General features: G+C 34.8%; 31 protein-coding genes. 15 read left to right on the forward strand and 16 right to left on the reverse strand.

Annotated features, from left to right (window positions below):
• A partial coding sequence (gene priA, locus ABX784_RS02610; RefSeq protein WP_372652214.1) for a primosomal protein N' occupies positions 1–1,285 on the forward strand: 1,285 nt, incomplete at its 5' end.
• 73 nt (positions 1,286–1,358) lie between these two features.
• On the forward strand, positions 1,359–2,858 hold the full coding sequence (locus ABX784_RS02615) for a bacteriohemerythrin (RefSeq protein WP_372652217.1): 1,500 nt from the start codon (positions 1,359–1,361) through the stop codon (positions 2,856–2,858).
• Here the strand turns inward: ABX784_RS02615 and ABX784_RS02620 are convergent.
• From ABX784_RS02620 to ABX784_RS02645, 6 genes are all read right to left on the reverse strand, one after another.
• Complete coding sequence (locus ABX784_RS02620) at positions 2,855–4,372, reverse strand: S8/S53 family peptidase (protein WP_372652219.1); 1,518 nt, start codon at positions 4,370–4,372, stop codon at positions 2,855–2,857. The genes ABX784_RS02615 and ABX784_RS02620 overlap by 4 nt on opposite strands.
• 102 nt (positions 4,373–4,474) lie before the next feature.
• Positions 4,475–5,098 carry a flavin reductase family protein gene (locus ABX784_RS02625; RefSeq protein ID WP_372652221.1) on the reverse strand — a complete coding sequence of 208 codons (624 nt, stop codon included), beginning with the start codon at positions 5,096–5,098 and terminating at the stop codon, positions 4,475–4,477.
• A complete protein-coding gene (locus tag ABX784_RS02630) occupies positions 5,098–6,399 on the reverse strand; it encodes a deoxyribodipyrimidine photo-lyase (protein WP_372652223.1) in 1,302 nt (433 codons plus the stop codon). Before ABX784_RS02630 ends, ABX784_RS02625 begins: the two co-directional genes overlap by 1 nt.
• A complete protein-coding gene (locus ABX784_RS02635) occupies positions 6,396–7,355 on the reverse strand; it encodes a YbgA family protein (RefSeq protein ID WP_372652226.1) in 960 nt (319 codons plus the stop codon). Before ABX784_RS02635 ends, ABX784_RS02630 begins: the two co-directional genes overlap by 4 nt.
• 13 nt (positions 7,356–7,368) lie before the next feature.
• Positions 7,369–7,899, reverse strand: coding sequence for a lipocalin family protein (locus ABX784_RS02640; protein WP_372652228.1), 531 nt, complete (start codon positions 7,897–7,899; stop codon positions 7,369–7,371).
• Between the two features lie 11 nt (positions 7,900–7,910).
• Positions 7,911–9,287, reverse strand: coding sequence for a TIGR01777 family oxidoreductase (locus ABX784_RS02645; protein WP_372652230.1), 1,377 nt, complete (start codon positions 9,285–9,287; stop codon positions 7,911–7,913).
• An 86-nt stretch (positions 9,288–9,373) separates the two neighbouring features.
• On the opposite strand from ABX784_RS02645, the gene ABX784_RS02650 reads away from it, so the two are divergent.
• On the forward strand, positions 9,374–10,300 hold the full coding sequence (locus tag ABX784_RS02650; RefSeq protein ID WP_372652232.1) for a MerR family transcriptional regulator: 927 nt from the start codon (positions 9,374–9,376) through the stop codon (positions 10,298–10,300).
• Between the two features lie 7 nt (positions 10,301–10,307).
• On the opposite strand, the gene ABX784_RS02655 is transcribed toward ABX784_RS02650, so the two are convergent.
• The 4 genes from ABX784_RS02655 to ABX784_RS02670 are packed head-to-tail and all read right to left on the reverse strand — an operon-like array spanning position 10,308 to position 12,809.
• Complete coding sequence (locus ABX784_RS02655) at positions 10,308–10,751, reverse strand: 6-pyruvoyl tetrahydropterin synthase family protein (RefSeq protein WP_372652234.1); 444 nt, start codon at positions 10,749–10,751, stop codon at positions 10,308–10,310.
• 10 nt (positions 10,752–10,761) lie between these two features.
• Positions 10,762–12,084: a D-alanyl-D-alanine carboxypeptidase/D-alanyl-D-alanine-endopeptidase gene (locus tag ABX784_RS02660; RefSeq protein WP_372652236.1), complete on the reverse strand. Its 1,323-nt coding sequence runs from the start codon at positions 12,082–12,084 to the stop codon at positions 10,762–10,764.
• A gap of 40 nt (positions 12,085–12,124) precedes the next feature.
• Positions 12,125–12,340, reverse strand: a complete 216-nt coding sequence (yidD, locus tag ABX784_RS02665; RefSeq protein ID WP_372652238.1) for a membrane protein insertion efficiency factor YidD — start codon at positions 12,338–12,340, stop codon at positions 12,125–12,127.
• Positions 12,341–12,383: 43 nt separating this feature from the next.
• Positions 12,384–12,809 carry a hypothetical protein gene (locus ABX784_RS02670; RefSeq protein ID WP_372652240.1) on the reverse strand — a complete coding sequence of 142 codons (426 nt, stop codon included), beginning with the start codon at positions 12,807–12,809 and terminating at the stop codon, positions 12,384–12,386.
• Positions 12,810–13,046: 237 nt separating this feature from the next.
• On the opposite strand from ABX784_RS02670, the gene lipA reads away from it, so the two are divergent.
• Genes lipA through ABX784_RS02695 form a run of 5 tightly spaced genes read left to right on the forward strand, consistent with a single transcriptional unit; the run spans position 13,047 to position 16,933 of the window.
• The gene (gene lipA, locus ABX784_RS02675) at positions 13,047–14,012 is read left to right on the forward strand and encodes a lipoyl synthase (protein ID WP_372652244.1); all 966 of its coding nucleotides are present in this window, start codon (positions 13,047–13,049) and stop codon (positions 14,010–14,012) included.
• Positions 14,009–14,743, forward strand: a complete 735-nt coding sequence (gene lipB / locus ABX784_RS02680) for a lipoyl(octanoyl) transferase LipB (protein WP_372652246.1) — start codon at positions 14,009–14,011, stop codon at positions 14,741–14,743. Before lipA ends, lipB begins: the two co-directional genes overlap by 4 nt.
• Before the next feature lie 49 nt (positions 14,744–14,792).
• The gene (nth, locus tag ABX784_RS02685) at positions 14,793–15,449 is read left to right on the forward strand and encodes an endonuclease III (protein WP_372652248.1); all 657 of its coding nucleotides are present in this window, start codon (positions 14,793–14,795) and stop codon (positions 15,447–15,449) included.
• 2 nt (positions 15,450–15,451) lie between these two features.
• Entirely contained in the window at positions 15,452–16,135 is a 684-nt protein-coding gene (locus ABX784_RS02690) for an alpha/beta hydrolase (RefSeq protein ID WP_372652250.1), read from the forward strand.
• Positions 16,136–16,933: a DUF2797 domain-containing protein gene (locus ABX784_RS02695; protein WP_372652252.1), complete on the forward strand. Its 798-nt coding sequence runs from the start codon at positions 16,136–16,138 to the stop codon at positions 16,931–16,933.
• A 2-nt stretch (positions 16,934–16,935) separates the two neighbouring features.
• Here the strand turns inward: ABX784_RS02695 and ABX784_RS02700 are convergent, their stop codons facing one another.
• A complete protein-coding gene (locus ABX784_RS02700) occupies positions 16,936–17,352 on the reverse strand; it encodes an ApaG domain-containing protein (protein WP_372652254.1) in 417 nt (138 codons plus the stop codon).
• Positions 17,353–17,663: 311 nt separating this feature from the next.
• Here ABX784_RS02700 and ABX784_RS02705 point away from each other — a divergent pair, with 311 nt between their 5' ends.
• Positions 17,664–17,795 (forward strand): hypothetical protein, encoded by a 132-nt coding sequence (locus tag ABX784_RS02705; protein ID WP_372652257.1) that lies wholly within the window; start codon positions 17,664–17,666, stop codon positions 17,793–17,795.
• Here the strand turns inward: ABX784_RS02705 and ABX784_RS02710 are convergent, their stop codons facing one another.
• Positions 17,796–18,227: a gamma-glutamylcyclotransferase gene (locus ABX784_RS02710; protein WP_372652259.1), complete on the reverse strand. Its 432-nt coding sequence runs from the start codon at positions 18,225–18,227 to the stop codon at positions 17,796–17,798.
• Positions 18,224–18,607, reverse strand: coding sequence for a hypothetical protein (locus ABX784_RS02715; RefSeq protein ID WP_372652261.1), 384 nt, complete (start codon positions 18,605–18,607; stop codon positions 18,224–18,226). The genes ABX784_RS02710 and ABX784_RS02715 overlap by 4 nt, the downstream gene beginning before the upstream one ends.
• A gap of 86 nt (positions 18,608–18,693) precedes the next feature.
• Between ABX784_RS02715 and ABX784_RS02720 the strand changes: the two genes are divergently transcribed.
• Both ABX784_RS02720 and ABX784_RS02725 read left to right on the forward strand, forming a co-directional pair.
• On the forward strand, positions 18,694–19,545 hold the full coding sequence (locus ABX784_RS02720; RefSeq protein WP_372652263.1) for an alpha/beta fold hydrolase: 852 nt from the start codon (positions 18,694–18,696) through the stop codon (positions 19,543–19,545).
• 11 nt (positions 19,546–19,556) lie between these two features.
• The gene (locus ABX784_RS02725) at positions 19,557–20,303 is read left to right on the forward strand and encodes a GAF domain-containing protein (protein WP_372652265.1); all 747 of its coding nucleotides are present in this window, start codon (positions 19,557–19,559) and stop codon (positions 20,301–20,303) included.
• On the opposite strand, the gene ABX784_RS02730 is transcribed toward ABX784_RS02725, so the two are convergent.
• Positions 20,295–20,930, reverse strand: a complete 636-nt coding sequence (locus tag ABX784_RS02730; protein ID WP_372652267.1) for a type 1 glutamine amidotransferase — start codon at positions 20,928–20,930, stop codon at positions 20,295–20,297. The genes ABX784_RS02725 and ABX784_RS02730 overlap by 9 nt on opposite strands.
• On the opposite strand from ABX784_RS02730, the gene ABX784_RS02735 reads away from it, so the two are divergent.
• Positions 20,929–21,393, forward strand: a complete 465-nt coding sequence (locus tag ABX784_RS02735) for a methylated-DNA--[protein]-cysteine S-methyltransferase (RefSeq protein WP_372652271.1) — start codon at positions 20,929–20,931, stop codon at positions 21,391–21,393. The two genes, ABX784_RS02730 and ABX784_RS02735, sit on opposite strands and share 2 nt — an antisense overlap.
• 1 nt (position 21,394) lies before the next feature.
• On the opposite strand, the gene ABX784_RS02740 is transcribed toward ABX784_RS02735, so the two are convergent.
• Both ABX784_RS02740 and ABX784_RS02745 read right to left on the reverse strand, forming a co-directional pair.
• Positions 21,395–21,604 (reverse strand): hypothetical protein, encoded by a 210-nt coding sequence (locus tag ABX784_RS02740; RefSeq protein ID WP_372652274.1) that lies wholly within the window; start codon positions 21,602–21,604, stop codon positions 21,395–21,397.
• 195 nt (positions 21,605–21,799) lie between these two features.
• On the reverse strand, positions 21,800–23,056 hold the full coding sequence (locus ABX784_RS02745) for a M48 family metallopeptidase (RefSeq protein ID WP_372652276.1): 1,257 nt from the start codon (positions 23,054–23,056) through the stop codon (positions 21,800–21,802).
• A gap of 72 nt (positions 23,057–23,128) precedes the next feature.
• Here ABX784_RS02745 and ABX784_RS02750 point away from each other — a divergent pair, with 72 nt between their 5' ends.
• From ABX784_RS02750 to ABX784_RS02760, 3 genes are all read left to right on the forward strand, one after another.
• A complete protein-coding gene (locus ABX784_RS02750) occupies positions 23,129–23,899 on the forward strand; it encodes a hydroxyacylglutathione hydrolase (protein WP_372652278.1) in 771 nt (256 codons plus the stop codon).
• Between the two features lie 9 nt (positions 23,900–23,908).
• Complete coding sequence (gene bcp, locus ABX784_RS02755; RefSeq protein WP_372652280.1) at positions 23,909–24,382, forward strand: thioredoxin-dependent thiol peroxidase; 474 nt, start codon at positions 23,909–23,911, stop codon at positions 24,380–24,382.
• A gap of 138 nt (positions 24,383–24,520) precedes the next feature.
• The gene (locus ABX784_RS02760) at positions 24,521–25,618 is read left to right on the forward strand and encodes a hypothetical protein (protein WP_372652282.1); all 1,098 of its coding nucleotides are present in this window, start codon (positions 24,521–24,523) and stop codon (positions 25,616–25,618) included.

Below are 25,618 nucleotides of genomic sequence, written 5' to 3' on the forward strand. Positions count from 1 at the left end.
CCTAGGTCTTGTCATAGTTGATGAGGAACACGATCAATCATTTAAGCAAAGTGATAGATGTCCATACAATGGAAGAGATGTAGCAATAAAAAAAGCTCAACTGTCCAATTGTCCAATAGTCCTTGGTTCAGCGACTCCCACAGTTGAAAATTTTCACTCTTTTTCTGAGAAGTCAGATAATTACTATCCTTTAGAAAAAAGAGCTTCAGGTGGATTTCCTGATATAGAACTGATTGATTGTAGAGAAGAAAAGAGATCTAGTGGCCCAAAGTTTGAAATTAATAACCTATGGCCAATTCATTCAAAATCTCTTGAGGCGATTAAAGAAAAACTAGAAAAAGGTGAGCAAGTACTAGTCTTTGTTAATAGACTAGGGTTTGCTAACTACATTCAATGCAGAGGCTGTGGAAAGAAGTTTGAAGATCCAAATACAAATACTCCGTTAAGATATTTCAAAAGAAAGAATGTTTTAAGAAGTGCTCACAGTGATTATGAAATTCCCATGCCAGAGATATGTCCGGAATGTGGAAATATGAGTCTACTTCAAAAAGGATTTGGAACGGAGAAGATTCAAGAAGTTCTTGAGGCCCATTTACCTAAATATAATATTGAACGTTTTGATAGAGATGAAATCAAAAATGTAACTCAGCTTGAGGATAAACTGAATCGTTTTCACAATAAAGAGATTGATGTATTTGTTGGAACACAGATGCTTTCAAAAGGTCACAATTTTGAAAAGGTAAATTTAGTCCTTGTTCTTGGTGTAGACTCTATAATGAACTTTCCTGATTTTAGGGCGATTGAAAAGGCATATCAATTGATCACGCAGATCAATGGCCGAGCTGGTAGGTATTCACCAGATGCAAAAGTTTTAATCCAAACTCTAAGTCCATCTAATAAAGTTTTTGAATATATTAAAGATCACTCATTTAAAGAGTTCTATGAAGATGAATTAATTATTAGAGATATTTCCAATTTTCCTCCATTCTCTAAGATGGCCGCAATATACTTCCACTCTCGCTTCAGAGAGAAGTTGACTGATAATGTGATCTCTGTGGCACAAACTTTGAAGGATGTTTGCTCGAAGAATAATTTAAATGTCGATATTTTAGGGCCAAGTCCTGCCATGATTGAGAAAAGATTAAATCAATTTACTTGGTATATAGCTCTGAAATCACATGATATAAATCATCTTCATAAACTCTTAACCTACTTTGAAAGGTCATATAATCGTTCAAATTCAATAAGTTACAAGATTGACGTCGATCCTTATCAAATTTTCTAGATTTTTTCTTAACCATAAATTAACTCACACCATAAAGTGACTTACCGTTATTGTTAGCATGAGGAGCTTTTTTATGAAGTATGTTAGTTATGTCGGTTTACCATTATTTATTGTGTCTATCACTGGAGTAAATTACTTCTTTGATGTTAATCAATATATTTGGGGGGGGACACTTCTAATAACAAATTTATTTCTATTTACATTACTTCTTAAAAAGCAAAAAACTATCTTCAAAGTGCAAGACGTTTTAAAAAGCTTAGAAAAATCTAATAGAGTTATTCTTGGGACCTCAGATCAAATATTAAATACAAATAGAGAGCTAGAAGAGGGATCTTTGGAACAGTCAGAGTCTCTTCATGAAACGGCAACTGCATTAGATGAGATTAATGCAATGTCTAGTCGAAGCTCTTCAAATTGTGAAAATGCAACGACTCTATCTAATGAATGTGTTAGTGCATCCAAAAAAGGGGCCGATGCCGTAGTTAATTTACAAGATAGTTTTAACAAGATTAAAGAGGGAAATATTACATTTTCAAATTATATATTAGAATCTAATAATAAGATTTTAGAAATTAGTAATGTAATCAAAGATATTAATACGAAAACAAAAGTTATAAATGATATTGTTTTTCAGACGAAATTACTTTCGTTCAATGCTTCTGTTGAAGCGGCTAGAGCGGGAGAACATGGAAAAGGATTCGCTGTTGTTGCAGAAGAGATTGGTAACCTTGCTAATCTAAGTGGAACAGCTGCAGACGAAATATCAACAATGCTTGAGGAGAGTACTGCCCGAGTTGATGGTATCGTTGAAGAAAGTGAGTTGGCAGTTAAAAGAATATCTGAAGACAGTGAGAAGAGTATCTCTATGGGTGAAGAAGCAGTTCTTCTCTGTGGAAAGTCTCTTGAAGATATCTCTTTAAGAATTGATGAAGTTAATAGATCTGTAAATGAAATATCCTCTGCATCAGTTGAACAAAGGCAAGGTGTAGAAGAGATTACCCAGGCAGTAAATCTTCTTAATCAAGTAAATCAAAAAATTAATTTAGTGGTAGGTCAGTCTAAGCAAGTAGCATACAGTGTCTCTCAAGAATCTCAAAGTTTAGATGAAATTGTAGATAATATAGTTTTATCTACAACTGGTAAGAAAAGGGTTACTTCTAATGATGCAGAACTCTTTGAATGGAAGGATGATTATTTGATTCATGTTGATGATATGGATGATGAGCACCAGATTCTTGTTAATAAAATTAATATCCTCGTTGATAGCCTCAACAATGAAACATCTGCAGAGATGTTACCTAAATTTAATGATATGTGTGATTACACTGTTGAGCACTTTACTCATGAAGAAGAGTTTATGAGAAGTTTTGAATATGAGGAGTATGATGCTCATAAGAAAATTCACGATAATCTCTTATCACTATTAAGAAGTCATGAGGCCGATATCAAAAATGGAACTGTTAATAAGCAAAAGCTTGTTGCATTTTTAAAGAATTGGCTAGTAAGTCATATTATGGGTGTTGATACTAAGTATGCCGGTGTCTATCAAGACACTAAGACAGTGGCAGCTTAGTATCTACTAAGCACTTGGTTGATGTAGTCTGTTAGCTCTAGGTTCGCCCCAATTAGGGATCTTTCTAGGTAACTTCTAACAGAGGGAAGAAGTGGAGACTTCAGTTCGGTTAAGAAATGAACAATCCAATATTTACTTATTTTCTTATCTAGCACTAGGGCCTTAGATAACTGAACTTGATAATCATCAGAAAAGTAATCTTGATATCTAAAGTAGGCTTCAAAGTATCGCTCATCATTGATTGCACTAAGCGCTCCTCTTTCCATCTGTGAAATGACTGTATGTGACAGTCTAAATCTATTTTTCAAATTACTGTAATACTCTGAGTTCTTTGTGTATCCAATTTTAGTGTAGATTGAATCAAGCTCACCCCAGATCTGTGGGGAGTCTAAAAGAAGAGATATTTTTCTAAGTCTTTTGAATTCTTTCTGTCTCTGTTCACAGCTCAACTCACTATTTAAAATATCGTCTTTACTAGGGAGTATCTGTACTTGATCTCTGAAATCAAAGTTTTCATCATTATCTAGTTGCTTCGAAACGCAGTCACTATCCTTTGAATCAATATTATAGAGGCACGCTAGAGCAATTCTTTTAGCGACCCTATACGCTTTGTAGGCATTAAAGATTCCTGGAGAATATGTATAGTTTTTATTTGTTTCAAAGCTAGGTAGATTGGTTTTCTTTATCAGCTTCTTTGTTTGTTCGTAAGTGATATTTGGAATTAAAGAAGCAATATTTACAATACTTCCTGCTACAAGAGGTGTGGCCCCACTAGTTCCACCAAAATTAGTATGTTCTCCTTTTCCATCTATACTTGCTTGGTAGTCATCTCCACCGGCAAGGGTGATAACATTCTCAGAAACCTGAGAAAAAGAAGACTGAAGTCCACTAGGAGCATGAGATCCTACTAGAAGTGCTCCAGAGTTATTTTCAACTTCTGAAATCTCTAAAGGGTAATCATTTCCTGAAGCGAGAAACCAAAGTATGCCTCTCTCTTTTGCCATAAGAGATAACTCTCTAGTTCTCTCTGTATTTTGCCATCCATATGAATTAGAAATTATTTTGGGATATTTTTTTATTTTCTCGTATCTATTAAATTCAGATCCATACATTGCGGAATATTTAACATTTCGAAGTCCAAGATAATCTACTTTGTTACTCACTCCATAGCTGTTATTTCCATTAATAATATTTGCAACACTTGTTCCGTGGTGGGCCGTCATCTTTCTATTTCTTATAATAAATGACGAGTCTACTTTTGTTGTTTGAGAGATATTAATAAACTCTTTTTCAAAACCACTATCAAATACTGAAACGTTAACTCTCTTGGCCCAAGGAATATTATCAAGCTCTTCCTTTACTAAGTCTGTTCCTGCGTACTCCTGGCTCCAGAATACAGATAGCTTCTTACCTGATAGAGAAATTGGTTGGTGTCCTTGGTTGTTTACTAGTCTGCATTCTATAGCGTGTACAGAGCTTAAGGTGAGAATTGAGACAAGGGCAGTTTTGAACAAGTAAGGACTCCAGTTATTGGTAAGTCCTTAAAATTTAACATGATTTGAGATTCTTCTATTGTATATTGAAATATTTCCAACCTCTGTCAAAATTGTGATCAGCTAAGGTTTTGCGTAGGGGAGTCTCTCGAGTTTAGAGATAGAGTGGTAGCTATCGAGCCCCGTTACGCATACCGATCCCGCATCTAAGATACTGATATGACCATCACTTTCAAGTGCTGAATCTGGAATCCAGGCCCCAAGAATTTTAGAAATTAACATATGGGTACCATTTTCAATAATAGGTACTTCTCTTACGAGTTCCATTGAAAGCTTTATATTTGACTCTTTAACAAAGGGAGCTTTAAATTCTTCTAAATATTCTTCAGTTAGCCCACAAGCATCGAACTCCGATACTTCTCTAGGGTAGCGAGCACTTGTCTGATGTGCTTTTTGGTAAATATCTTCATTTACATGATTTAGAGTGAAGAATTTTTCCTCTCTTATATTATCAAGTGTATGTCTTGGAGAAACATCTGGCCTAATAATTATTCCCATAAGTGCAGGTGAGGCTCCTAAGTGAAAGGCAGAACTAACAATACTTAGATTCGTTTGAGAGTCACCAGATATTGTTCCAATAAGGTTCGCGGACTTTACTCCACTTAGTGAGTTTACGAAGTGTGCCCTTTTTCTACTTTCAAAGTTAGCAAATGTTTCATTTGGTACATATATAAGATTCTTTTCCATTATTTAACCGCCCGGTTATAAGTAAAGATTGCTCTGTGATAGGCCTCTTTGTGGTCTACGATTTCTGAACAATATTCTTGTGTTCCATACTCTGGGACCCATTTTTTTACATATTTAAAATCAGAGTCAAACTTCTTAAGTTGAGTCTCTGGATTAAAAATTCTAAAGTAGGGAGCTGCATCACAACCTGTGCCAGCTGCCCATTGCCAATTTCCATTGTTAGAAGCAAGTTCGAAATCTAGAAGTTTACTCGCAAAGTATTTCTCTCCCCATCTCCAATCAATGAGTAGATCTTTAATTAAAAAACTTGCAACAACCATTCTTACTCTATTGTGCATATGTCCGGTAGCATTGAGCTCTCTCATTCCTGCATCTACAAGTGGAAAACCAGTTCTTCCTTCGCACCATAGTTTAAATTCTTTCTTGTTATTTCTCCATTCAATCCCCTCATATTTTTCTCTAAAGGGAGCGTTTTGAACGTGAGGAAAGTGATAGAGAATTTGTGAGAAGAACTCTCTCCAAATAAGTTCACTAAGCCACACTTTATTAGTATGAAAAGCAATAGATGCTAATTTTCTAACACTAACTGTTCCAAACCTTAAGTGGATTCCAAGTAGAGAAGTTCCATCTACTGAGGGAATATCTCGGGTGTTATGGTAATCATTTAATATTTTTTTTCTAATGACTCTTTTAGGTATTTTTATCTTCGAAGGAGTGAAACCAATATCTTCTAAGCTGTGAATTTTTTTTTGTGTTGTCGTTAAGAAATGTTGGATCATTTTCTCTGAACTGAAACTTTTGAAGTCCTCGGGAGTTAGAGTTTCTAGCCACTTGTTCTTGTAAGGCGTATAGACGGTATAAGGCTTTCCATCCTTTTTTAAAACATCATTTTTAGAAAATATACAATGATCTTTGTGCTGAATAAATTCTACGTTATTCTTATTTAATAGTTTGGAAACTTTTTCATCTCTAGATATCCCATATGGTTCATAATCTTCATTTGAGTAAACACAGTCAATATCGTAGCTTTTAAGTATTTCCTTCCAAGCATCTAGAGGAGTATCAAAATATGTATGAATATCTTTTTGGTGAGTTTTAAGCTTTTCTCTTATCTTAGAAAGTGAGTCATGTATAAATGTAACTCTTGCATCCTCATCATCAAGCCCTTTTAAAATATTTTTATCAAATATGAAGACTGGTATAACTGGATACTCTGCATTTAAGGCATGGTATAGGGCGGTGTTATCTTCTAATCTTAGATCTCTTCTGAACCAAAAAATATTTACTTTGTTTTTTTTCATATCTCTTTTAATAACTTTAATCCTTTTGGACAAGGAGCGAAGTAGTATTGTGTTAATAAGTAAGGAACATCATATTTCTTTGTAAGTAAATCAAAGTACTTCAAAAGCACATCATAATTCACAATATCGTCTCGATAGTCATCAAGTAGAGTTAAGACTTCGCTTTTTTCATGAGACTCAAGATTTTTTTTAAAGTAACCCATTAGGTGTTGGAGAGTATTACATCTTGTCTTAGGAGTTGCTTCAATTGAAAGTGTTTCAAAAAAGAGAGTGTAGTAATCATTAAGTGAATCATTTATAGTTTCTTTCTTTGCATCAGCTACAATTTTTCCAAGCTTCTTCAAGTTAATAGTTGAATGGTCCATCAGTATATACTTATACTTCTTATGAAATTCTTGAAATTTTCCAGGAGTTTTTTCCATTGTTTGAAAACGGTAGTGAGCATAAACCCCTTTTAGAAAGTTTTCTCTCAATGATTTATTTAAAAGTCTTCCACTATCTATAGTTGGAGTACTTGGGAAGTTTTCAAGTATATTTTTTGCAAATAGACCAACTGACCTTGTTACTACAGAGGGATCATCTTTTTGAATTGTTTTAACATTGTCTAGGCCACAAGAAGGTGATTTTTTAGTCAGAATAAAACCATCGATATTCTTAGTAAATAGATCGGTATTCATTCTTTTATATGTCTCTTCAGCTAGTTCTGTAAGATCACTTCCTTCATATTTATTTTTTAGTCTTATATCGGTCTTATCTTCCTTATTAAAATAGAGGTGAATCTCTTCTCTTGGAACTCCAAGTCCCATCTCCATCTCGGGACAAATAGGTACAATCTCCACATATTTTGATAGTTCTTGTAAGATCCATTTATCTTGACAGTGATTCTTATCATATCTAACTAGTTTACCAAGTAGGCATGAGCTTATTGCAATTATTGGCTTTGATTCTTCTTGCATTTTATACCTTTGGTTAATGAATAGTTTTTAGTAACTTGCTAGTGTCAAAACTCATGTCTTCTGCTTTATCAATTAATTCTTGATAGAGTTCTTCACTGATAGAACTTGTTCTGCTTAGGAACCAAAGGTACTTCCTTGAAGGGTCTCCTATTATTGCATATTCATAGTCAGGTCCTAGATCTAGAATCCAATAGTTACCTGCAAAGAATGGTAGTTTTATTGCTCTAAGAAAAAATTGAACTTTGAGTTTTGCATTTGTATCTTTATCGATAACCCAAGCTTTTGCTTTAGCAATCTTAAGCTCTCCATCTGGTGTGTGTTTTCTACAAGTATTTGTCACATCGACATCGCCATCTTTTCTTACACGATATGTTGCCGTGACGGCCGTGCAGTTTTTTTGAAACTTTTGTTCAAAGCGAGCAATTTCATACCACTTACCTGAATAACGCTCTAGATCCACACTATTAACAGTGTCTAGAGGAAGGTCATTTGCACTTAGAGTGGTGCAAGAAGCAAATAACAACATTAAAAATAGCTGTTTCATCAATTCTACCTTTAAACAAAAGTCTTGTTTATTACAGAGTTTCTAAAGTTAAAAATATTCGATACATCACGCTTGATGTACCAACCAGCAACAAGTTTTCCTAAGAACCCGAGAGGGATTTTATAGACAACTTTATCTGAAATTAGGGTTCCTTTTTTTACAGGAATAAAATCGTGCTTATGAATCCATTTTGAATAAGGTCCTTTCAGCTGCTCATCTATAAAGGAGTGACCTTCATTAAAGTCATTTATTCTTGTTTTCCACTTAAAAGGTACACCATGGATTTGTAACTTATAATCAATTAACGAACCTGATTCAATTTTTTCTGTATTCATCCCTAAGATTTTGAAGTTGAGATACGCTGGAGTAATCTTCTCTAAGTTTTTTGCCTCTGAAAAGTATGAGAATACATTATTTATTGGAGAATTAACCCACTGGTACCTTTTAAAAAGAACTTCTCCGTTAAGGTCGTACATTAGAATTTCTTTTAGGGCAGCGCTAAGTTCTTTATATTGAAAATTAAATCCTTCAGCCGTTAGCTCTGTTGGCATAACTCTCTGACCTTTTAATAGAATATCAGACATCTCTCCAAATATTAGCTTAAGCATGAAGCCTGGTGCAGGAGAGAAAGTTGGTCGGCTCAATACTTTTCCTAATACTTTAGTGAACTCTTTATTTGTAAGTGGGTTAGGAGAAACTCCATTATAGGCCTTCTGCTTACAGTCGTGATCCATAATAAAAATAAAAGCACTTACTAAATCATCTCTGTGAATCCAGCTCATATATTGCTTACCAGAACCTAGGATTCCTCCTACTCCCATCTTAAATGGGGTAAGCATTTTTGTTAAGGCGCCACCTTCGCTACTTAAGACAATTCCAGTTCTAAGAGTATGGGCCTTCATTCCCTCTATTTGATGGTTCAATAGTGTTGACTCCCAAGCTTTACAAACATCTGCCAGAAAGTCATTACCATGTTCAGATTGACTTGTTATAACCTTATCACTTAAGTCACTTCCATAAATACCAACAGCTGAAGAGGAGATAAATTTCTTTGGTTTAGTAGTACTTCTAGCGATCTCATCTAAGATTATTTGAGTACCTTTTACTCTTGAGTTAAGTATTCTCTTTTTTCTTTCCTCACTCCATCTGCCGTCAGCAACACTCTCTCCGGCCAAGTGAAAAATAATATCTACACCCTCAAGTGCACCTGATTCTATTTGATCTTTTAATGGGTTCCATTCAAATATTTCAACGGGGAAGTCGATACTTTTCTTAGCTCGGCTCTTGCTTGTCGTAAGGATTCTGATGTCCTCTCTACCACTGAGAATAAGCTCTTCCATTAGTCTCGTTCCGACTAGGCCTGTAGCACCTGTAATTAGAATTTTCATAACTTTCCTCGATCGTTGATTAATTAATGATTATGTATTATAGTATACATTAGTTAGTCAAATATTCTATATTTATTGAGGTCTTTATGAAAAATAGTGTCGGAATTAAAGTATTATCAAAGGCTTGTGGTGTTTTGCCACACTCAATCCGTACTTGGGAAAAAAGATATCAGGCATTTACACCAGAAAGAACTGAAGGTGGTCAAAGATTGTACTCTTTTGAAGACCTAGAAAGGGCGACACTAATTGGTGATTTGTTGAACCAGGGACATGCTATTTCAAAGGTTGGAATGTTATCACTGGAGGAATTGACTACACTTTCAGAGGCCTCTGGTGATGTAAAAGAGGATAGCTCCTATTGGACAGATGTAAGTATCTCCAAACTGTTTGAGCATCTTTCAAAGTATGCAATAGACGAAGTTGTATCAGAACTTCAACACTTAAGAATGAATTGTGGAGCAAAGGAATTCATTTTCAAAGTCGTTTTACCTGTGATGCAAGAGATTGGAATGAAAGTCAGTAAGGGGGATTTTTCAGTCACTCAAGAACATATTGTTTCAACAATTATTCGTGACCAGCTTGCACAATTAGCTCTTCCAAACTTTCTAGACTCAAATAATCGAGTAGCTCTGGCCACCCCTGATGGAAACTTACATGAGTTATCAATTCTTATTGCTGATATTATTTGTAGATCAAATAGAGTATCAACGAGCTATTTAGGAGCTTCACACCCAGCTGTATGCTTAGGTGAGGCAGTAAATGCACTTAAAATTAATACTATTATAATGGGGGTCGTTTCTTCTGATAAGTGGGATTATGAAAAGAATATGGTTCATTATTTAAGTGAGTTGGATAAGCATTTAACTATTGAGACTACTGTTATACTTGGTGGAGGATGGGACTTAGACTTTCCAAGGTTCAAAAAAATTAAAGAAGTTAGAGTGATTAAAGATTTTCAAACCTTTGATAAACTTATCCTCAACCCTAACTTCTTTTTAAATGCTTACTTATAATTACTTATTAATTTTTAGGAATTAGTATTGCAGAGTTCTTTTCATTCTCTCTTACTTCTAAGCGAGATATCCATGCTCTGTTATTTGTTAATTTCTTTATCATAGGGTTTACCTGTTCATATACGTATTGAGCAGTTCCTTCCATTCCTGCATTTGGTAAAACTCTAAGTTGGATAACACCATCTTTATCTAGTTGTTTAAATGTTTCTAAGAATGGATCATCAGAAGATGCAAGAAAAGTATGATCAAACATATCATCTAGCCAGATCTTTATATCCTTTAGTCCGCCAAAGTCTACAACCCATCCTTCTTTTGTGAGCTCTGTTGACTTAAACTCAAAGTAGAATGATCTTGAGTATCCATGTACATACTTACAATGTGAATCCGCTTTCCATTGTCTATGAGTACAAGGGAATCCAATAAAGTGCTTCGTTGAAATAAATTCTGTCATGTATATGTCCTTAGTTATTATCTATAAATTCTTTTAAAAAACTATCTGTTCTATCAAGAGATTTTTTTCTCCAAGTTTCGGCTTGATTCTTGAGAGTTTTATAGTTCTTTGAATCAAGTTCACTTATTGCTTCTCTTTTTTTATCTTCTGTATGGAGGAGACTAAAGCTATACCACTTTTCTGATCTCGTTCTAATATAGCCAGCAATATTATTAACAAAGTCTAGAGATCCTGTCTTTGCAAAAACTCTCATATTATAGCCAGGAGAGGCAAGTCTATTTCTTAGCCATCCTGATTGTCCAGAGTACGATAAAAGGCTTAGAAAAGTATGATTTTTCCAAGACTTCTGAAAGTTACTCTTTAGAAAGTTGGTCATATCTTTGGCCGATAGTTCATTATCTACGGATAGACCTGATGAATTGAATATTTTTGGTGGTGACTTTGAATTTATTGACTTAGAGATAACTTTGGCACAATTCTCTAACGTTAGTGGACTAATTCTTTTCTCTACACAGGCCCTAAGCGCAATGGCTTCAGCTAATAGATTATTAGAATACTCCATAGTTAAAGTCACTAAATTCCATAAAGGGAGACTCGCTTCACTAGAAATTAGAGTTGAGTCTTTAGGTAATTTTTTCATTGCGACTTTTGTTACTTCAACCCCAAAATTATTTAAGTGGTACTTTAGTAACTGTGCTGACCACTGACCAGCATCTCTTATAGGTAAATCTGTTCTTAAAGTTAACTTCGCATTTTTTCTCATCCACCAGGACTCCTTAGCGTCATCGTTTGATCTAAAGTCTTGAGTAGGCATAAAACCACTCTTAGCTTCCTTTATCTCTAGAGGCATTCCTGGAATAATTGACTTTGGAGGTCTAGTGCTTGTCCACAGACTCAGTCTATTAAATTCTGCATTTAGTGCTCCCACACTTGGATTATATGTCTGATCTCCAAGGCCAAGCTTAGATAACACATCTATCTGAGGAAAGAGGGTGTTATCATAATATAGATTACCGTTGACCTTTTTAATTTCTCTTCTGACTACTGAAAGTGCTGTGTTTACTAATTGTGGATGATTGAAATATGGATCCCCATCTCCAACAAAGTAAAGGTCTCCATTTAAAATATTATTTTCGATTTTTCCTGTGTGGAATATTTTTGTTTTAAATTTAAAGTTTGGACCTAAGACATTAAGTGCATATGTCATACTGAATATTTTAAGGACAGAGGCCGGAGCAATCTTCTCCTCGTCTGTTTGAGAGTAAACTTTACTACCGTTTATTTCAGAAAAGTTGATTGATACCTTTTCAGATTTATTTTTTTTAAAATTCAATTCATAACTATAGCTACTCATGACCATTAAAAAAATAAGACTAGCTTTTAGGAACTGGATCATAACCGCCTCGATTGAAAGGATGACATCTTAAAATACGCAAGGTGCTATAGTAGAGTGCCTTATATAGAGGAAGTTTTGAAATGGCTTCTTTGGTATAGTGAGAACAGGTTGGGTAGAATCTACATTTACTCCCAAAAAGAGGAGAAATCGCCACCTGATAAAGATTAATTAAAGAAATAAGTAACTTCCGCATGCTAATTTATAGCATTAAGAAGTTACTCTTGGCCAATATAGGACTAGATACTAACGACCTTTCTCTGGCTTAAGTTTTGGTGAAGATCCATTTGTTGTACCTCAACATTCTTCATTAAAGATATGAATTTTTTTCGACTATTATTCCATGTCTTAGATTTATATTCAGTTAGTTTTTCAAATTCCTCAATGGCCAAATTAAAATCTTTTACCATTTGTACAAACTGTCCCTTGTTTTGCATCATGACTCTTTTTGAGGACTCTAATATTTTCTCTTTTAATGCCTGTACTCTTTTATGTGTGACAATAAGCTTCATACTTTGTTCTTCTAGAAAGTAACCTCTCATAGTCTGGGTCTCTTCATTCAAATTAATATTGTGTGATATTTTTGTTGTAGGCTTAAAAGTAATGACTAGAGCTAGAATTATTATTGGTTTAATTATAAGTAGCGTTGTTAATTTGTTTTTCATGTGAACTCCTTTTCATTATTGCCTAAGATCCTCTTGATCTCACTATTAACTAAGCAAGGGATATGCCAATAGTAACGTATTGAAAATACATAGCTAGTAGTATCAACTTGTCTAAAGTTGGGGCTATAATGTCCGGAGTCTAGCTATTGGTAGACAAAAGATTCACTTATATAGACATACTTTTAGGACTGAAGCATATTAGTTCAAAAGTACTACTTATAAATCTAGGTCCATATTATGTACGATTACGATGAACAAAGAGAAAAGATTAAGAAAAAAAGAGAAATGGCCCAAGAGCTGCTCAAGAAGAAAAATAAGCAATCCTTAGAGAAAAAGCCTGATTGGTTTAAGATCCGTCTACCTGGTGGAGATAATTATACTGAGCTTAAAAAGAATCTTAGAGATAACAAGATATGGACAGTGTGCGAAGAGGCAAGTTGTCCAAATTTAACTGAGTGCTGGGATGCAAAGACTGCAACAATGATGATCCTAGGTGGAACGTGTACTAGGGCATGTAAGTTTTGTCATGTTGATACTGGAAACCCTAAAGGGGTCATAAATGAAGAAGAGATTGCTAACGCTGCTAATATGGCAAAAGTAATGTCCTTGAATTACCTCGTTATAACAAGTGTCGATAGAGACGACTTGCACGACTATGGGGCATCTCACTTTGCTAAGGTTATTGAATCTGTAAGAGATAATCATCCATCTACTCTAGTGGAGGTTTTAGTTCCAGATTTTAATGGAGTAGAAGAGCATATGGTAACTCTTGGTAACGCAAAGCCTTTTGTTATTGCTCAAAATATAGAGACAGTAGAAAGGCTTACTCACACCGTTAGGGACAGAAGGGCGGGATATCAGCAAACTCTAAACTGTTTGAAATTTTATAAAGAAAAATTTCCTAAAATATCCACTAAGACATCGATTATGGTAGGTCTTGGTGAAGAGAAAGATGAAATACTTGAATGCATGGATGATCTGAGAGCAGTAGACTGTGATATTGTAACTTTTGGACAATACCTAAGACCTACACAGAAGCACTTACCAGTTTCTAGGTACTACAAACCTGAAGAGTTTGAAGACCTTAAAAAAATTGCTTATGAAAAAGGCTTCAAGTTTGTAGCCAGTGGTCCACTTGTTCGTAGTAGTTATAAAGCTGCAGATTACTTAAAGCATCTAAAGAATCAGGGGCATGACGTTTGAATTTTTTTGATGGATTAACTTTATCTGAGTTTGATCTGACTTTTGAGAATATTCATATAAAGGGCAAGAATACCTTCTATGTAATAAAAGAAAATTGGAGTTATGAACTCGCACTTTTATTTCAAGAGGAAGTTGTCCAAAGAGTCTATCTAGATAAGAAGGTTAAGGTTATTATTCTTTGTAGTCATCCCCACTGTTTAACATTGGGAAGAGGACTTCAAAGAAGAACTAAAGCGGATACTTTTCTAATTGATTTTGATAATGAATTGAGAGAAGTCATAGGTATTCCAATTCATGATATAAAGAGAGGTGGAGGTGTAACTTTTCATCACCCCGGTCAATTGGTTTTATATCCAATTGTTAGTTTAGAGAATTGTAAGAAGAAAGTGATGGATTTTTTAAGAGAGATTTTAAATGAGGTTAAGGGGAGTTTAGAATCTCTTTATGATCTTACAAATCTTTCATGTGAAGAAGACCTCATTGGGATTTGGACCAATGATAAAAAATTGGCCTCAATCGGGTTGTGCTCCCACAAGTTTATTACTTATCATGGTTTGGCGCTAAATCTTTACCTTGATGAAAAAATGCAGAAGGTATTATCAAATATTTACCCATGTGGAATTAGTGGAGATCGCTATATTTCTCTCGATCAAATTACAAAGCATAAAGATAACTTTTTTGAAGAAATATCTAGTGAAATAATCCAATCTAGCTCTCTTTTTGGCGAATAATTCCCTTCATTATGTAGAATATATGTTGGTTATTTGATAGTTTGTGTCCATGAAAACAAAAAAAGAACGCGCAGCGTACATAGATAACAGGCTAGAAGAACTCTTTCCAGAGACTCCTGTTCCTCTTGACCATTCAAATCCTTTTACTCTATTGATTGCAGTTCTATTATCTGCTCAGTGTACAGATGAAAGAGTTAATAAAGTAACTCCAGCACTGTTTGAAAAGGCTACATGTCCAGAAGATATGGTTAAGCTAACAGTGGATGAGATTCAGGCGATTGTAAGACCTTGTGGGCTTGCACCTAGAAAAGCTAAGGCCATCCATAGGTTGAGTGAAATTCTTATTGAAAAGCATGGCGGAGTTGTCCCTGCTAACTTTGAAGACCTTGAAGAACTCCCAGGAGTAGGTCATAAGACAGCTGGGGTGGTACTAGCTCAATCTTTTGGTATTCCTGCTTTTCCTGTTGATACACATATTCATCGTCTTGCTCAACAGTGGGGACTAACTAGTGGAAAAAATGTTGTTCAAACAGAAAAGGATCTAAAGCGCTGTTTTCCAGAGGACAGATGGAATAAGCTTCATTTGCAGATTATATTCTTTGGAAGAAAGTACTGCGCAGCTAGACAATGTGATGGTTTACAGTGTGAGCTTTGTCAAACATGTTACCCTGACAGAAAAAGAGTAAAGAAATATCAAAAGGCCTAAATATGAAAGTTGAAAGAATTCAAGATATCGATGCAATAGTGAGTAAGAAAGACTCTAATATTGCAGTAGTAGTCCTTCATGGTTACGGGGCAACTTACCAGGACTTTGTTCCATTTTCAGATATTGTAATAAAAGATAAAAATCCATCATGGTACTTTCTAAATGGAATCACTCCTGTTGTTATGGGTCCTTATGAATCAGGTCGTTGCTGGTTTCCAATCGACATGATGGGGTTAGAGCGCGCATTAAATAATGGAACATTCTCAGATTTTTTTAAAGGACATATTCCTGAAGGAATTGAGGAAGCTAGAACAAAAGTTAAAAACGTATTACAAAATCTTCGAACAGAGTATGATCAAATATATCTTGGAGGGTTTTCACAGGGTTCTATGGTTAGTGCCGATATTGCTTTTCATAATCCTGAACTCGTAGATAAATTATTTCTTCTTTCTTCGACTATGGTTGCAGAAAGTGTTTGGAGTAAAGTCTGCCAGAATAAGCTCCCATTTAAAATATTTCAAAGTCATGGAACTGTTGATCCTGTACTACCTATACAAGGTGCAAGAGAATTGAAGAGCTTTTTAGAAGGGTCTGATAATACACCTAAGTATTTAGAGTTCTCTGGTGCGCATGAAGTTCCACCAGTTGTGGTAAATGAGTTAGATCAATTTTTAAGAGAGTCATAAATGAAAGTTAGTGGAAATATATTAAAAATGAGAACGACTCTCGAGTCTCCTGTTAAGTATGAACTTCCAATTGGAGATGAACTTGTTCTTATGAATGACTTAATAGGGAAGAAGATTAAGTTATCTTTTGATGGACAAATTAACTGTATCTCTACAGGTGAAAAAATATCAAAAAGTTATAATCAAGGCTATTCGTATAGAGCATCTCAAAAGCTTGCTGCTTGTGACATCTGTATTGTTAAGCCTGAGCTTTGTCACTTTGCTGACGGAACTTGTAGAGAGCCAGAGTGGGGGAAGGCCAACTGCTTTCAACCTCATATTGTATATCTTTCCGTTTCAAGTCATTTGAAAATAGGTATAACTAGACAGTCTCAAGTTCCTACTAGGTGGATGGATCAGGGGGCAACTTATGCACTTCCTATTCTTAGAGTCGAAGATAGGCTTACATCTGGTTTGATAGAGAAAGAAATCTCTAAAATACTTTCAGATAAAACTAACTGGAGAAAGATGCTCCAAAATGATGTGGACAGTATTGATCTAGAGGACGCGCGAGAAAGAATCTTTGAAGACTTTGCAGATCTTTTAGATGATTTTGATGCTGAGGACTTAGATGAAGAAGTTATACAAATTGATTATCCAGTAAATGAATATCCAACAAAAATTACATCTCTTGGATTTGATAAAAAGCCTGTGATTGAAGGTGTGTTAAATGGGATTAAAGGACAATATTTAATTCTTGATTGTGGTGTACTAAATATGAGAAAACATCAAGGTTATTTTATTACTATAGAAAGCTAGTATTACTCTGCTAGCTTTTGTAGGAATACTGTCTCTTCCTCTTTAAACATTCTAAAGAAAGTTAGAGGGATTTCAACTTCTACAATTTCATCTGTTTCAATAACTCTCACAAGAAGAGTACCTCTAAGGTTTCCAGTCGTTGTTCTCATTGTATGAAATTCTGAATACTCGTATGTATCTCCGGCTGCAACCCAGGCCTGCTCTTCATTTACATCTTCATACTCAACACATGTTTGAACTTTTCGACCATCTCTAAAATACAAGGTCTTACCAAGGATTTGAACATCACTCTCTTCACTATTAGAGATAGTAACATTATACTTGAATACATAATCGCTCTTGTGAGGACGTGATAATTCGTTGATGTACTCTTGAGTTATCTTTATAGTCAACGGCTGCTTCTTAATGAGCTCTAGCATTTCTTCCCCATAGTGAAATTAGTAGATATAATTTTATATATATTTAGAATTTAGTAAAATTAATATTCTCTAAAGACTCCCGCAATTTCTCTTAAGATTGGAGAATTGACCACTTTATATGCCAATTAAAAAGGACTTAGTGCCTGTGTTTTCCTATGAAAACGATAGATTATGTATATATCTTCACACTTTTCAATAGATTGTATTTTCTAATCTCTAGGACCTCTAAAGCTTTGAATATGTGTTCATAAATAAAGACATGCTAGCATAGCTATAGTTTTAAAAGTATCAATTGCCTCGAGGGGGGGACAATGTCTGATAAAGAAATAGAGATTGAGCTTTCGGAAGAAATGGAAAACGAGTTTGAGAAAATGGCAGAAAGAAAACTCAAAAAGTATACAGAGAGTATCGATACTATTCAGATAGAAGTCTCAGGAGAGTAGTTACCAGGGCGCTTCAATACCCTTATCAAAGTATGACATAAAACTTTTCACCCTAGAGATAAAGGCCGTGTGAATTGTAGATTTATACCAGTCTTCATAAGACCAATGAGTAGTACTAGCAGGTAAACTTGAATCAGCTATAAAAGCATAGAGAGAGTCTTCTTGGCCTGTTATCAAAGTGAGTGGGTTCTCGTTTCCTTCATAGTAGGCAAGTCTTTCTAGATGTTTGTTAGATTCAATAGATATAATTTTACCTTGAGTAGTGCTACCTGTTTGTTTAATTAACATTGGGTAGTCTTCATCTTGGACGTACATTGCTTGATAGTTTGAAATTGTAAATAGGGGGATTTTGTTTAAGTCTCTATACTTTTCTCCGATCACTGTATTCAAAACTTCTTGGCTTAACAGTGAGCCGAATATAAAAATTTTCACATTAAGTCTTGGCCCAATTCAATCGTCATATTATATTTTTCTGCTGTAGTATTTAAAATCTTAAGAAGTGTAGACCTTTTTATTAATAGGTCTATAACAGAGAGGTTGTGCTCAATAGGTATTGGGCATCCGTCCTCACAGCTAAAGTCGCTAGTAAAGAGTTCTATTACAGCGATAGGTTCTTGATTTTGAAAATTAGAATACCATTTGAAAAAGCTCTCTATCTTTTCTGTAAACGATTCTAAGAATTCTTCATTTGATATCTCTCCAAAGTTAAAGAGAAATCTTCCTGAGTCCATTTTCTTACCATTTATCATTAGGTGAACTACACCACGAGAGTTAATTGCTAAAGTATTATTAAAACATTTTGGACAGTACATAGGTCTATTCTAGAGCATAGTTAATATTTCTCAAAGTGAAAATATAGTAAAAGTAGGCTATTATATTAAAAATAAAAGGAGTTTACGTGATACGTGATTATAAGTTTTTAAAAACTATTGATGATAAAGAGTTACATCTTGAAATTTCAGAAAGTGGAAAAAAGAAATGGTTAATTGTTACCCATGGAATTGGAGAGCATTTAAACAGACATAGCTATATCGACGAAATATTTGGAAATAGTTTTAATATATTAAAATATGATTTAAGAGGACATGGCAGAAGTCAGGGATGTAAGAGAGGCTATGTTGATAACTTCTCTCAATTCTTTGATGACTTGAATGAAGTGATTCAATTCTTAAAAAAATCTTATAAAATGGAAGAGTTTTGTTTATTTGGACACTCTATGGGAGCTTTAATTACTGCTGGCTATATGCAAACGTTAGCAGATGAGGAAAACTATCCTGAAGCTGTTTTCTTGAATGCTCCTCCTGTTGGTTTTCCGGGAGTGTTAGGAGAGTTAATGAATATCTCTCCTGTAAGCTTTGTTCAAAAATTAGCCTCTATGCCAGTGTCATTAAAGCTTGGTGGCTTAGTTGATCTAGATTATCTTTCTCATGACTCTAGGATAAAAGAAAAGTACGTAGAAGATGAGTATAATATTTTGAAACCTCACTCTAAGTTATTATTTGAAATGGTGAAAGCATCTAAAGAGATATTTTCCAGACCTCTTAGGATTACTTGTCCAGCATTTGTTTCATATGGAACTGAAGATAAGGTTGTAAGTATTAGTCAATTGAAACACTATCTTGCTATGGTTGATAAGAGTTTTAAGGTTCATCCAATAAATGGTGCCTATCATGAAACTCATAACGAAATAGAGAAGTATAGAACTCCTTACTTTGAGTTTTTAAAAGAATCTCTTGAATCTATTTTATAGTAGGAATTATCGTGGATGTAAGTACTGATATTAAAAATTTATTTTTGTTAAATGTTTTAGAGATTGATTACTCTCTTAGTGTCTATATTCAGGGAGGAGAGTCTCTTGAGTTAATCTCTTCAACTGGAAACGCCCTTGGTGTATTAAACTTTGAGAAAAAGAAACAAGAGAAAAAGAAAGAGTTAATGCTACCTATAGAGTTGCTTGGTAGTGTTGTTGGTGCTCTTCAAGTTAAAATTCCTCATAAGCATGAGCTAACTAAGAAAGAAAGTATTAGGCTTGATGAGCTGACTAAGAGTCTTGCTCCTATTTTAAGAAATGGTGGTGACGCCAGAGAGCTCTATTATAATACTGAGGTCTATAAGTGGGTTCTTGGCGCTAAAGAGAAAATTTCTCAAATTGCTGATTGGATTGGAGTTTATTATAAAACTGAGTATATATCAGGTTTAAAGTCTGAGGATTTAGTCTTAGGTCCATATATTGGAGAGTCTACTGAGCATGTGAAGATTCCTATATCAGAAGGACTTTGTGGACTTGCTCTAAGAGAAGACCGAGTAGTTAATGTCGAAGATGTTCAAAGTGATGAAAGACATATTGCATGTAGTTTGAAAACAAAGTCAGAGCTAATTATTCCACTTAGAAATTCATATGGAGATTCAATAGCTGAGTTAGATATTGATTCAAATCGCTTATCTGCTTTTTCTAAGGAGATTGAAGAGGAGATCAAAGAGTACTGCCTCAGCTTTCCTCTAAAGTAGAGAGTACTCTTTTAGAAAGCTTTCAATGAACTCAATTCCATCTTTTGAAGCGAGTTCAATCTCTAGTTTTGTCATCTTAACACCTTTAAGCGTTGTATCTAGAAAGAACTGAGAGGCCTCAGGGTGTCCTTGGATACCAGTGAAGGGAAGGTCTCTGTGCTTGATAATTTCATTAGTACATAGACTTGAAGCTCCTAGGTTCATAAAGCAACTAGGGACTTCCTCTACTTGATAAGAGTGGGCCACAAAAAGAGATAGCTCTTTATTTTGAGTGTTTACTTTTCTAACACCTTGATAGGATTCATTGTTTATATTGTTTACGACCCTTGCACCATAAAAGTCTGCCATTAGTTGATGACCAAAACATATTCCTAAAATAGGGATTCCCTCTTGGAGTTTCTTATCTATAAATAGAGCTAAGTCTTTTTGCCAATTCAGTCTATCAACAACATTTGAGTAGCTTCCAAAGATAATGTAGGCACTTGAGCTATCATCTTTCAAGCTATCCATCCCATAGAGTGATGGGCAGTGGAATTTCATTGGTATTGTGAAATATTCGACTAGTCTATTGTAGCAGTTATTTGTTAACGTCTCGGTTGCACAATCAATAATGGAGATAATACTCATGGATGCGATCCTAAATACTAAACTTGGAAAATTCTATATTCAATATACTAGTAAGGGCTTAAGTCTACTCTCATTTACAATACCTCGCAAAGTAGAATCAAAGAACAGTGAGAGTAGCTTTGTTGATCAAGTGACAAGAGAGATTAATGAGTATGCAAATGGAGAAAGAAAGACATTTTCAATAAAATTAGATCTTTCTGGTACAGACTTTCAAAAGAGTGTTTGGAAGAAGTTACAGAAGATTAAATACGGTGAAGTGAAGTCATATGGGGATATTGCTAATGAACTCTCTCTCAAGGGTGGTCAAAGAGCAGTTGGAGGAGCGAACAATAAGAATAGAATACCTATTATTATTCCATGTCATAGAGTAATCAGAGCTGATGGCGCTCTTGGAGGCTACGCCGGAGGATTAGACTTAAAAGTTAAGCTACTCGCAATAGAAGGAGTAGCTATAGAGAAATAGTTTAGCCTTTCTTTCCGCCTGGGCCTTCATCGTTAAATGGAGGCTTCTTGTCAGTAAGAATAATAGTAGACCTATCTTGAACTCGTTTATCTTGCTTTCCGCAGCTGTCTTCACAGACAGGACCTTCGTCATTAAATGGTCTTTGTTTTTGACCAGCATTCGCACTAGCCATTACACTTAAGAAAATTGCACAGATCATAAATAGCTTCATAATTCCCTCTCACAGAAATAATTCATACAAGTCTAAAATGAACCTATTAGTCCTACGTGTCAAAAAGATATTTTCTATATAAAAAATATTGACACGGTGTTTCGGTAACTTAGAAAATAAATGTAAGAAAGGGGGCTAAACTGACAGAAGAAAAATAGGAGCTGGTGTCAAAAGTTAACCAACTCCTAGGTATTGTTACGACTTTATAAGTGACTCAAGATGCTTCACTCTAACTAATGCAGGAGGGTGAGAATGATAGAATTTACTATATCCAGGGTCTGGAGTTAGTGTACTTGCATTGTGTTTATAGAGTTTAACTAGTGCTGTTATTAAGTCCTTCGCATTTGCGTACTGGCTCGCAAATTCATCTGCCTCAAACTCGTACTTTCTTGAAGTCATCGCATTTAGTGGAATAAGTCCAAAAGTATAAACACCTGAGACCATCATAAATAATAATAGTGCAGCATGTGTACTTGGCGTTGCAACTCCGTGACCTGTAAAGAAAGGTACCCAGTCAGCTAAAAATCCTAGTATTGCAAAACCTATGAAACTTAAAACAACAGACTTAACTAACCCTTTAACGATGTGTTTCTTTTTAAAGTGACCAAGTTCATGAGCAAGAACGGCCGTAACTTCATCAGCGGAGAGGTTCTTTATTAAAGTATCAAAGAAAACAATTCTTTTATTTTTACCAAAGCCAGTGAAGTAGGCATTCCCATGACTACTTCTAATACTTGCATCCATTACAAAGAGACCATTACTTTCGAAACCTGTCTTGTCTAGGAGTGCTACGACCTTATCTTTTACTTCCCCTTCTTCTAGCTCAGAGAACTTATTAAAGAGAGGTGCAATAAATCTTGGGTAGGCCCAAATAATTACAAATTGTGTAAGAGTTAAGAACGCCCAAGCGTATGTCCACCAGAATTCTCCTAAGGCCTCCATGATCCAAAGAATTGCATATAAAATTGGAAAACCAATAATGGCTCCAAGGGCAATTCCCTTAAGAGTATCTATGAGAAATGTCTTTGGTGTAGTCTTATTGAAACCAAACTTCTCTTCTAAAACAAAAGTAGAATAAAGTGACTGAGGAAGCCCAAGTAGTAGGCTTACAAACATATATATTGCAAAAAATAATACTCCTGTAAGTAGTTCACTTAAACCAAAAGTTTTTGCTAGTTTGTCGAGTGACTCAATACCACCACCAAGTGTCCAAAGAAGTAGTATTACAAGTTCTACAAAGTTAAATATTTTAGAAACTTTAATTTTTTCAATAGAGTAGTCGGCTGCTTTTTGATGATCTTCTAAAGTTATTTGATCATTAAACTTTTCGGGTACAGAATTTCTATTGGCCAAAATATGCTTTCTATTTCTATTATCGAGATAAGACTCAATTAGAGATTTCGTGAAAAGAAAAAATAAGAAGGCCTTTGTTACGGCTTCAGCTGCTTGCATAGTTGTCCTCAGTGATTTTGAGTTTACGGAATAACTTAATGATTTTACTCGTATTTAAAAAAAGGTGTCAAAGTGCTTATTCATCAAATCTATACATTTAGCCCTCTTAGAAATTTTTCTTATTTAATTGAGAGAGAGAATGGCAGTGCGTTGTGTGTCGATCCTTTTGACGCATATCAAATGTTAGAGTTCGCAAAGTCTTTAAATTTAAAAATTGACCTTATTGTTAATACTCATGAGCACTTGGATCACTATTGTGGCAATGCTGGGATCGTTGAGGAGACAGGGGCAGAGGTCTACGCACATGAAAATGCCAAAGGTAAGATTCCAGGAGTTAACCATTTTTTGAAAGTGGATGATGAAGTTAGTGTGAAAGATGGAGTGCTTAGTATTATGGATACGCCTGGTCATACATTCGCTCACCTTTGCTTGAAGTATATTTATAAAGGTAATGCTGTTGCTGTGTTGACCGGAGATACACTATTTAACGCAGGAGTAGGTAATTGTCATAATGGTGGGGACCCTGGAGCTTTATTTGAAACTATCAAGAAACAATTTCATACTTTGAGTGATGAAGTTATTTTATTTCCTGGGCATGACTATATTGAAAATAACCTTGAGTTTACTCTAGACAGAGAGCCTAGTAATAAGTGCGCCTGTGAGTGGCTAAGTAAGGTAAAGAGCTCTGACTCTACTAAGATGACTTTCAATGTTGGAAATGAGAGGGAGTTCAATACTTTCTTTAGGTTAGACAATGAAGAAGTTGTCAGTGGGCTCAAGGGTAATGTAGATTCTGAAAAAGAAGTATTTTTAAGATTAAGAGAATTAAGAAATAAATGGTAAGGAGAAAGTATGTCATTTCCAAAAGTAGGTAATTTAGCACCAGCATTTACAATGCTTAACCAAGACGGTGAGAAAGTTTCACTTAAAGACTTTAAAGGGAAGAAGAATGTTGTTCTTTATTTTTACCCAAAGGCAATGACTCCTGGTTGTACTGTACAGGCCCAAGGTATTAGAGATAGCAAAGCAATTCTTAAGAAGTTAGATACAGTTGTATTAGGAGTTTCTCCAGATGAAGAGAAGAGACTTGTGAAATTTATTGAGAGAGATGAGTTAAACTTTGATTTATTATCAGACCCTGAGCACAAGATCACTGAGAAGTATGGTTGTTGGTCACTTAAGAAGTTTATGGGAAAAGAGTATATGGGCGTTGTTAGAACAACATTTATCATTGGAAAAGATGGTCGCCTAAAGCACGTTATGGATAAATTTAAAACTAAAACGCATCATGATGATTTAATTGAATGGTTAAAAGCAAATCTATAAGTGATTGATATAAGGGGCGATTTCTTCGCCTCTTTCTCTAAAAAATATTCAAAATAATCAAACTTTGACATAAGAGATATGGAAAAAGAGCAATGACTTTGCTAAAAGGAGTAAATCTAACCCTAACGGAGAATTACTTTGAAATCACTCTTAATTTCTTTAGTTATATTTGCAAGCCTTCCATGCCTTGGAAAAACAATTGAGATCATGTCTTACAATGTTGAAAACCTTTTTGATATCGCTCACGACGAGGGGAAGAATGACTGGACTTTTCTTCCTAAAAAATTAAAAGGAAAAAAAGAAGCTTGTGACAAAGTTAAATCTAGTTATAGAAAAAAAGAGTGCCATGAAACTGATTGGGACAAAGATAACCTTGAAGTTAAAATTGAAAACATAACTAAAATGGTTAGAAGAGATGATAAGCTTCCAAATATTCTAGCTCTATCTGAAATTGAAAATGAAAATGTAATTGCTCAATTAGCAAAGTATATTGGATATAAGAAATATACAGTCTCTGATTCTCCTGACAAAAGAGGAATAGATCTCGCGATTCTTTGGAATGAGACTGATGAAGTAAAGTTTGTTTCTAAAAAAGAGCATGTCCTTAAAGGTGAGTACTTCAAAGAAAGACCATCAAGAAATATTTTAGAAGTTGAATTTTTAATTGGTAAAAAAGAAAAGTTAACTATTTTTGTTAACCACTGGCCTTCATTAGGTAATCCTACTGAAACAAGATTAATTGCAGCGAATACGCTTGCTAAGAGAACAAAAGAAATTTTAAAGAAAGATAAGTCTCATAATATTATGGCAGTGGGAGACTTTAATACTATTGATGAAAACTATCCACACCCATTTAAAAGTGTTCTTTATAAAGACGAGCTTTACACTGATCTTCATACTTCTTTTAAAGATGACAAATCAATCAGCTGGAATGTTAAAAACCAAATGGCCCCTGGGACTTACTTCTATGGAAGAGGTATGACTTGGAACTTACTTGATAGAATGTTTTACACAAAGAATCTTTTAGACAAAAAGGGATTAGAGATTGATATACCTTCTTATCAAATTTATTCACCATCGTTTGCTACTAAGACATATGAGTATAGAAGTAAGGGAAAATATCTTTATGGCTCATCTATAAAAGGCGCTCCATTTAGAGCTGAGCACAACTCTACATCAAATAAGAGAGCAGGCTACTCTGATCACTTTCCATTAATTGTTAACCTAAAGTATTAA

Origin of the sequence: Halobacteriovorax sp., from assembly GCF_041587335.1 — a bacterium.
Classification (GTDB): Bacteria; Bdellovibrionota; Bacteriovoracia; order Bacteriovoracales; family Bacteriovoracaceae; genus Halobacteriovorax.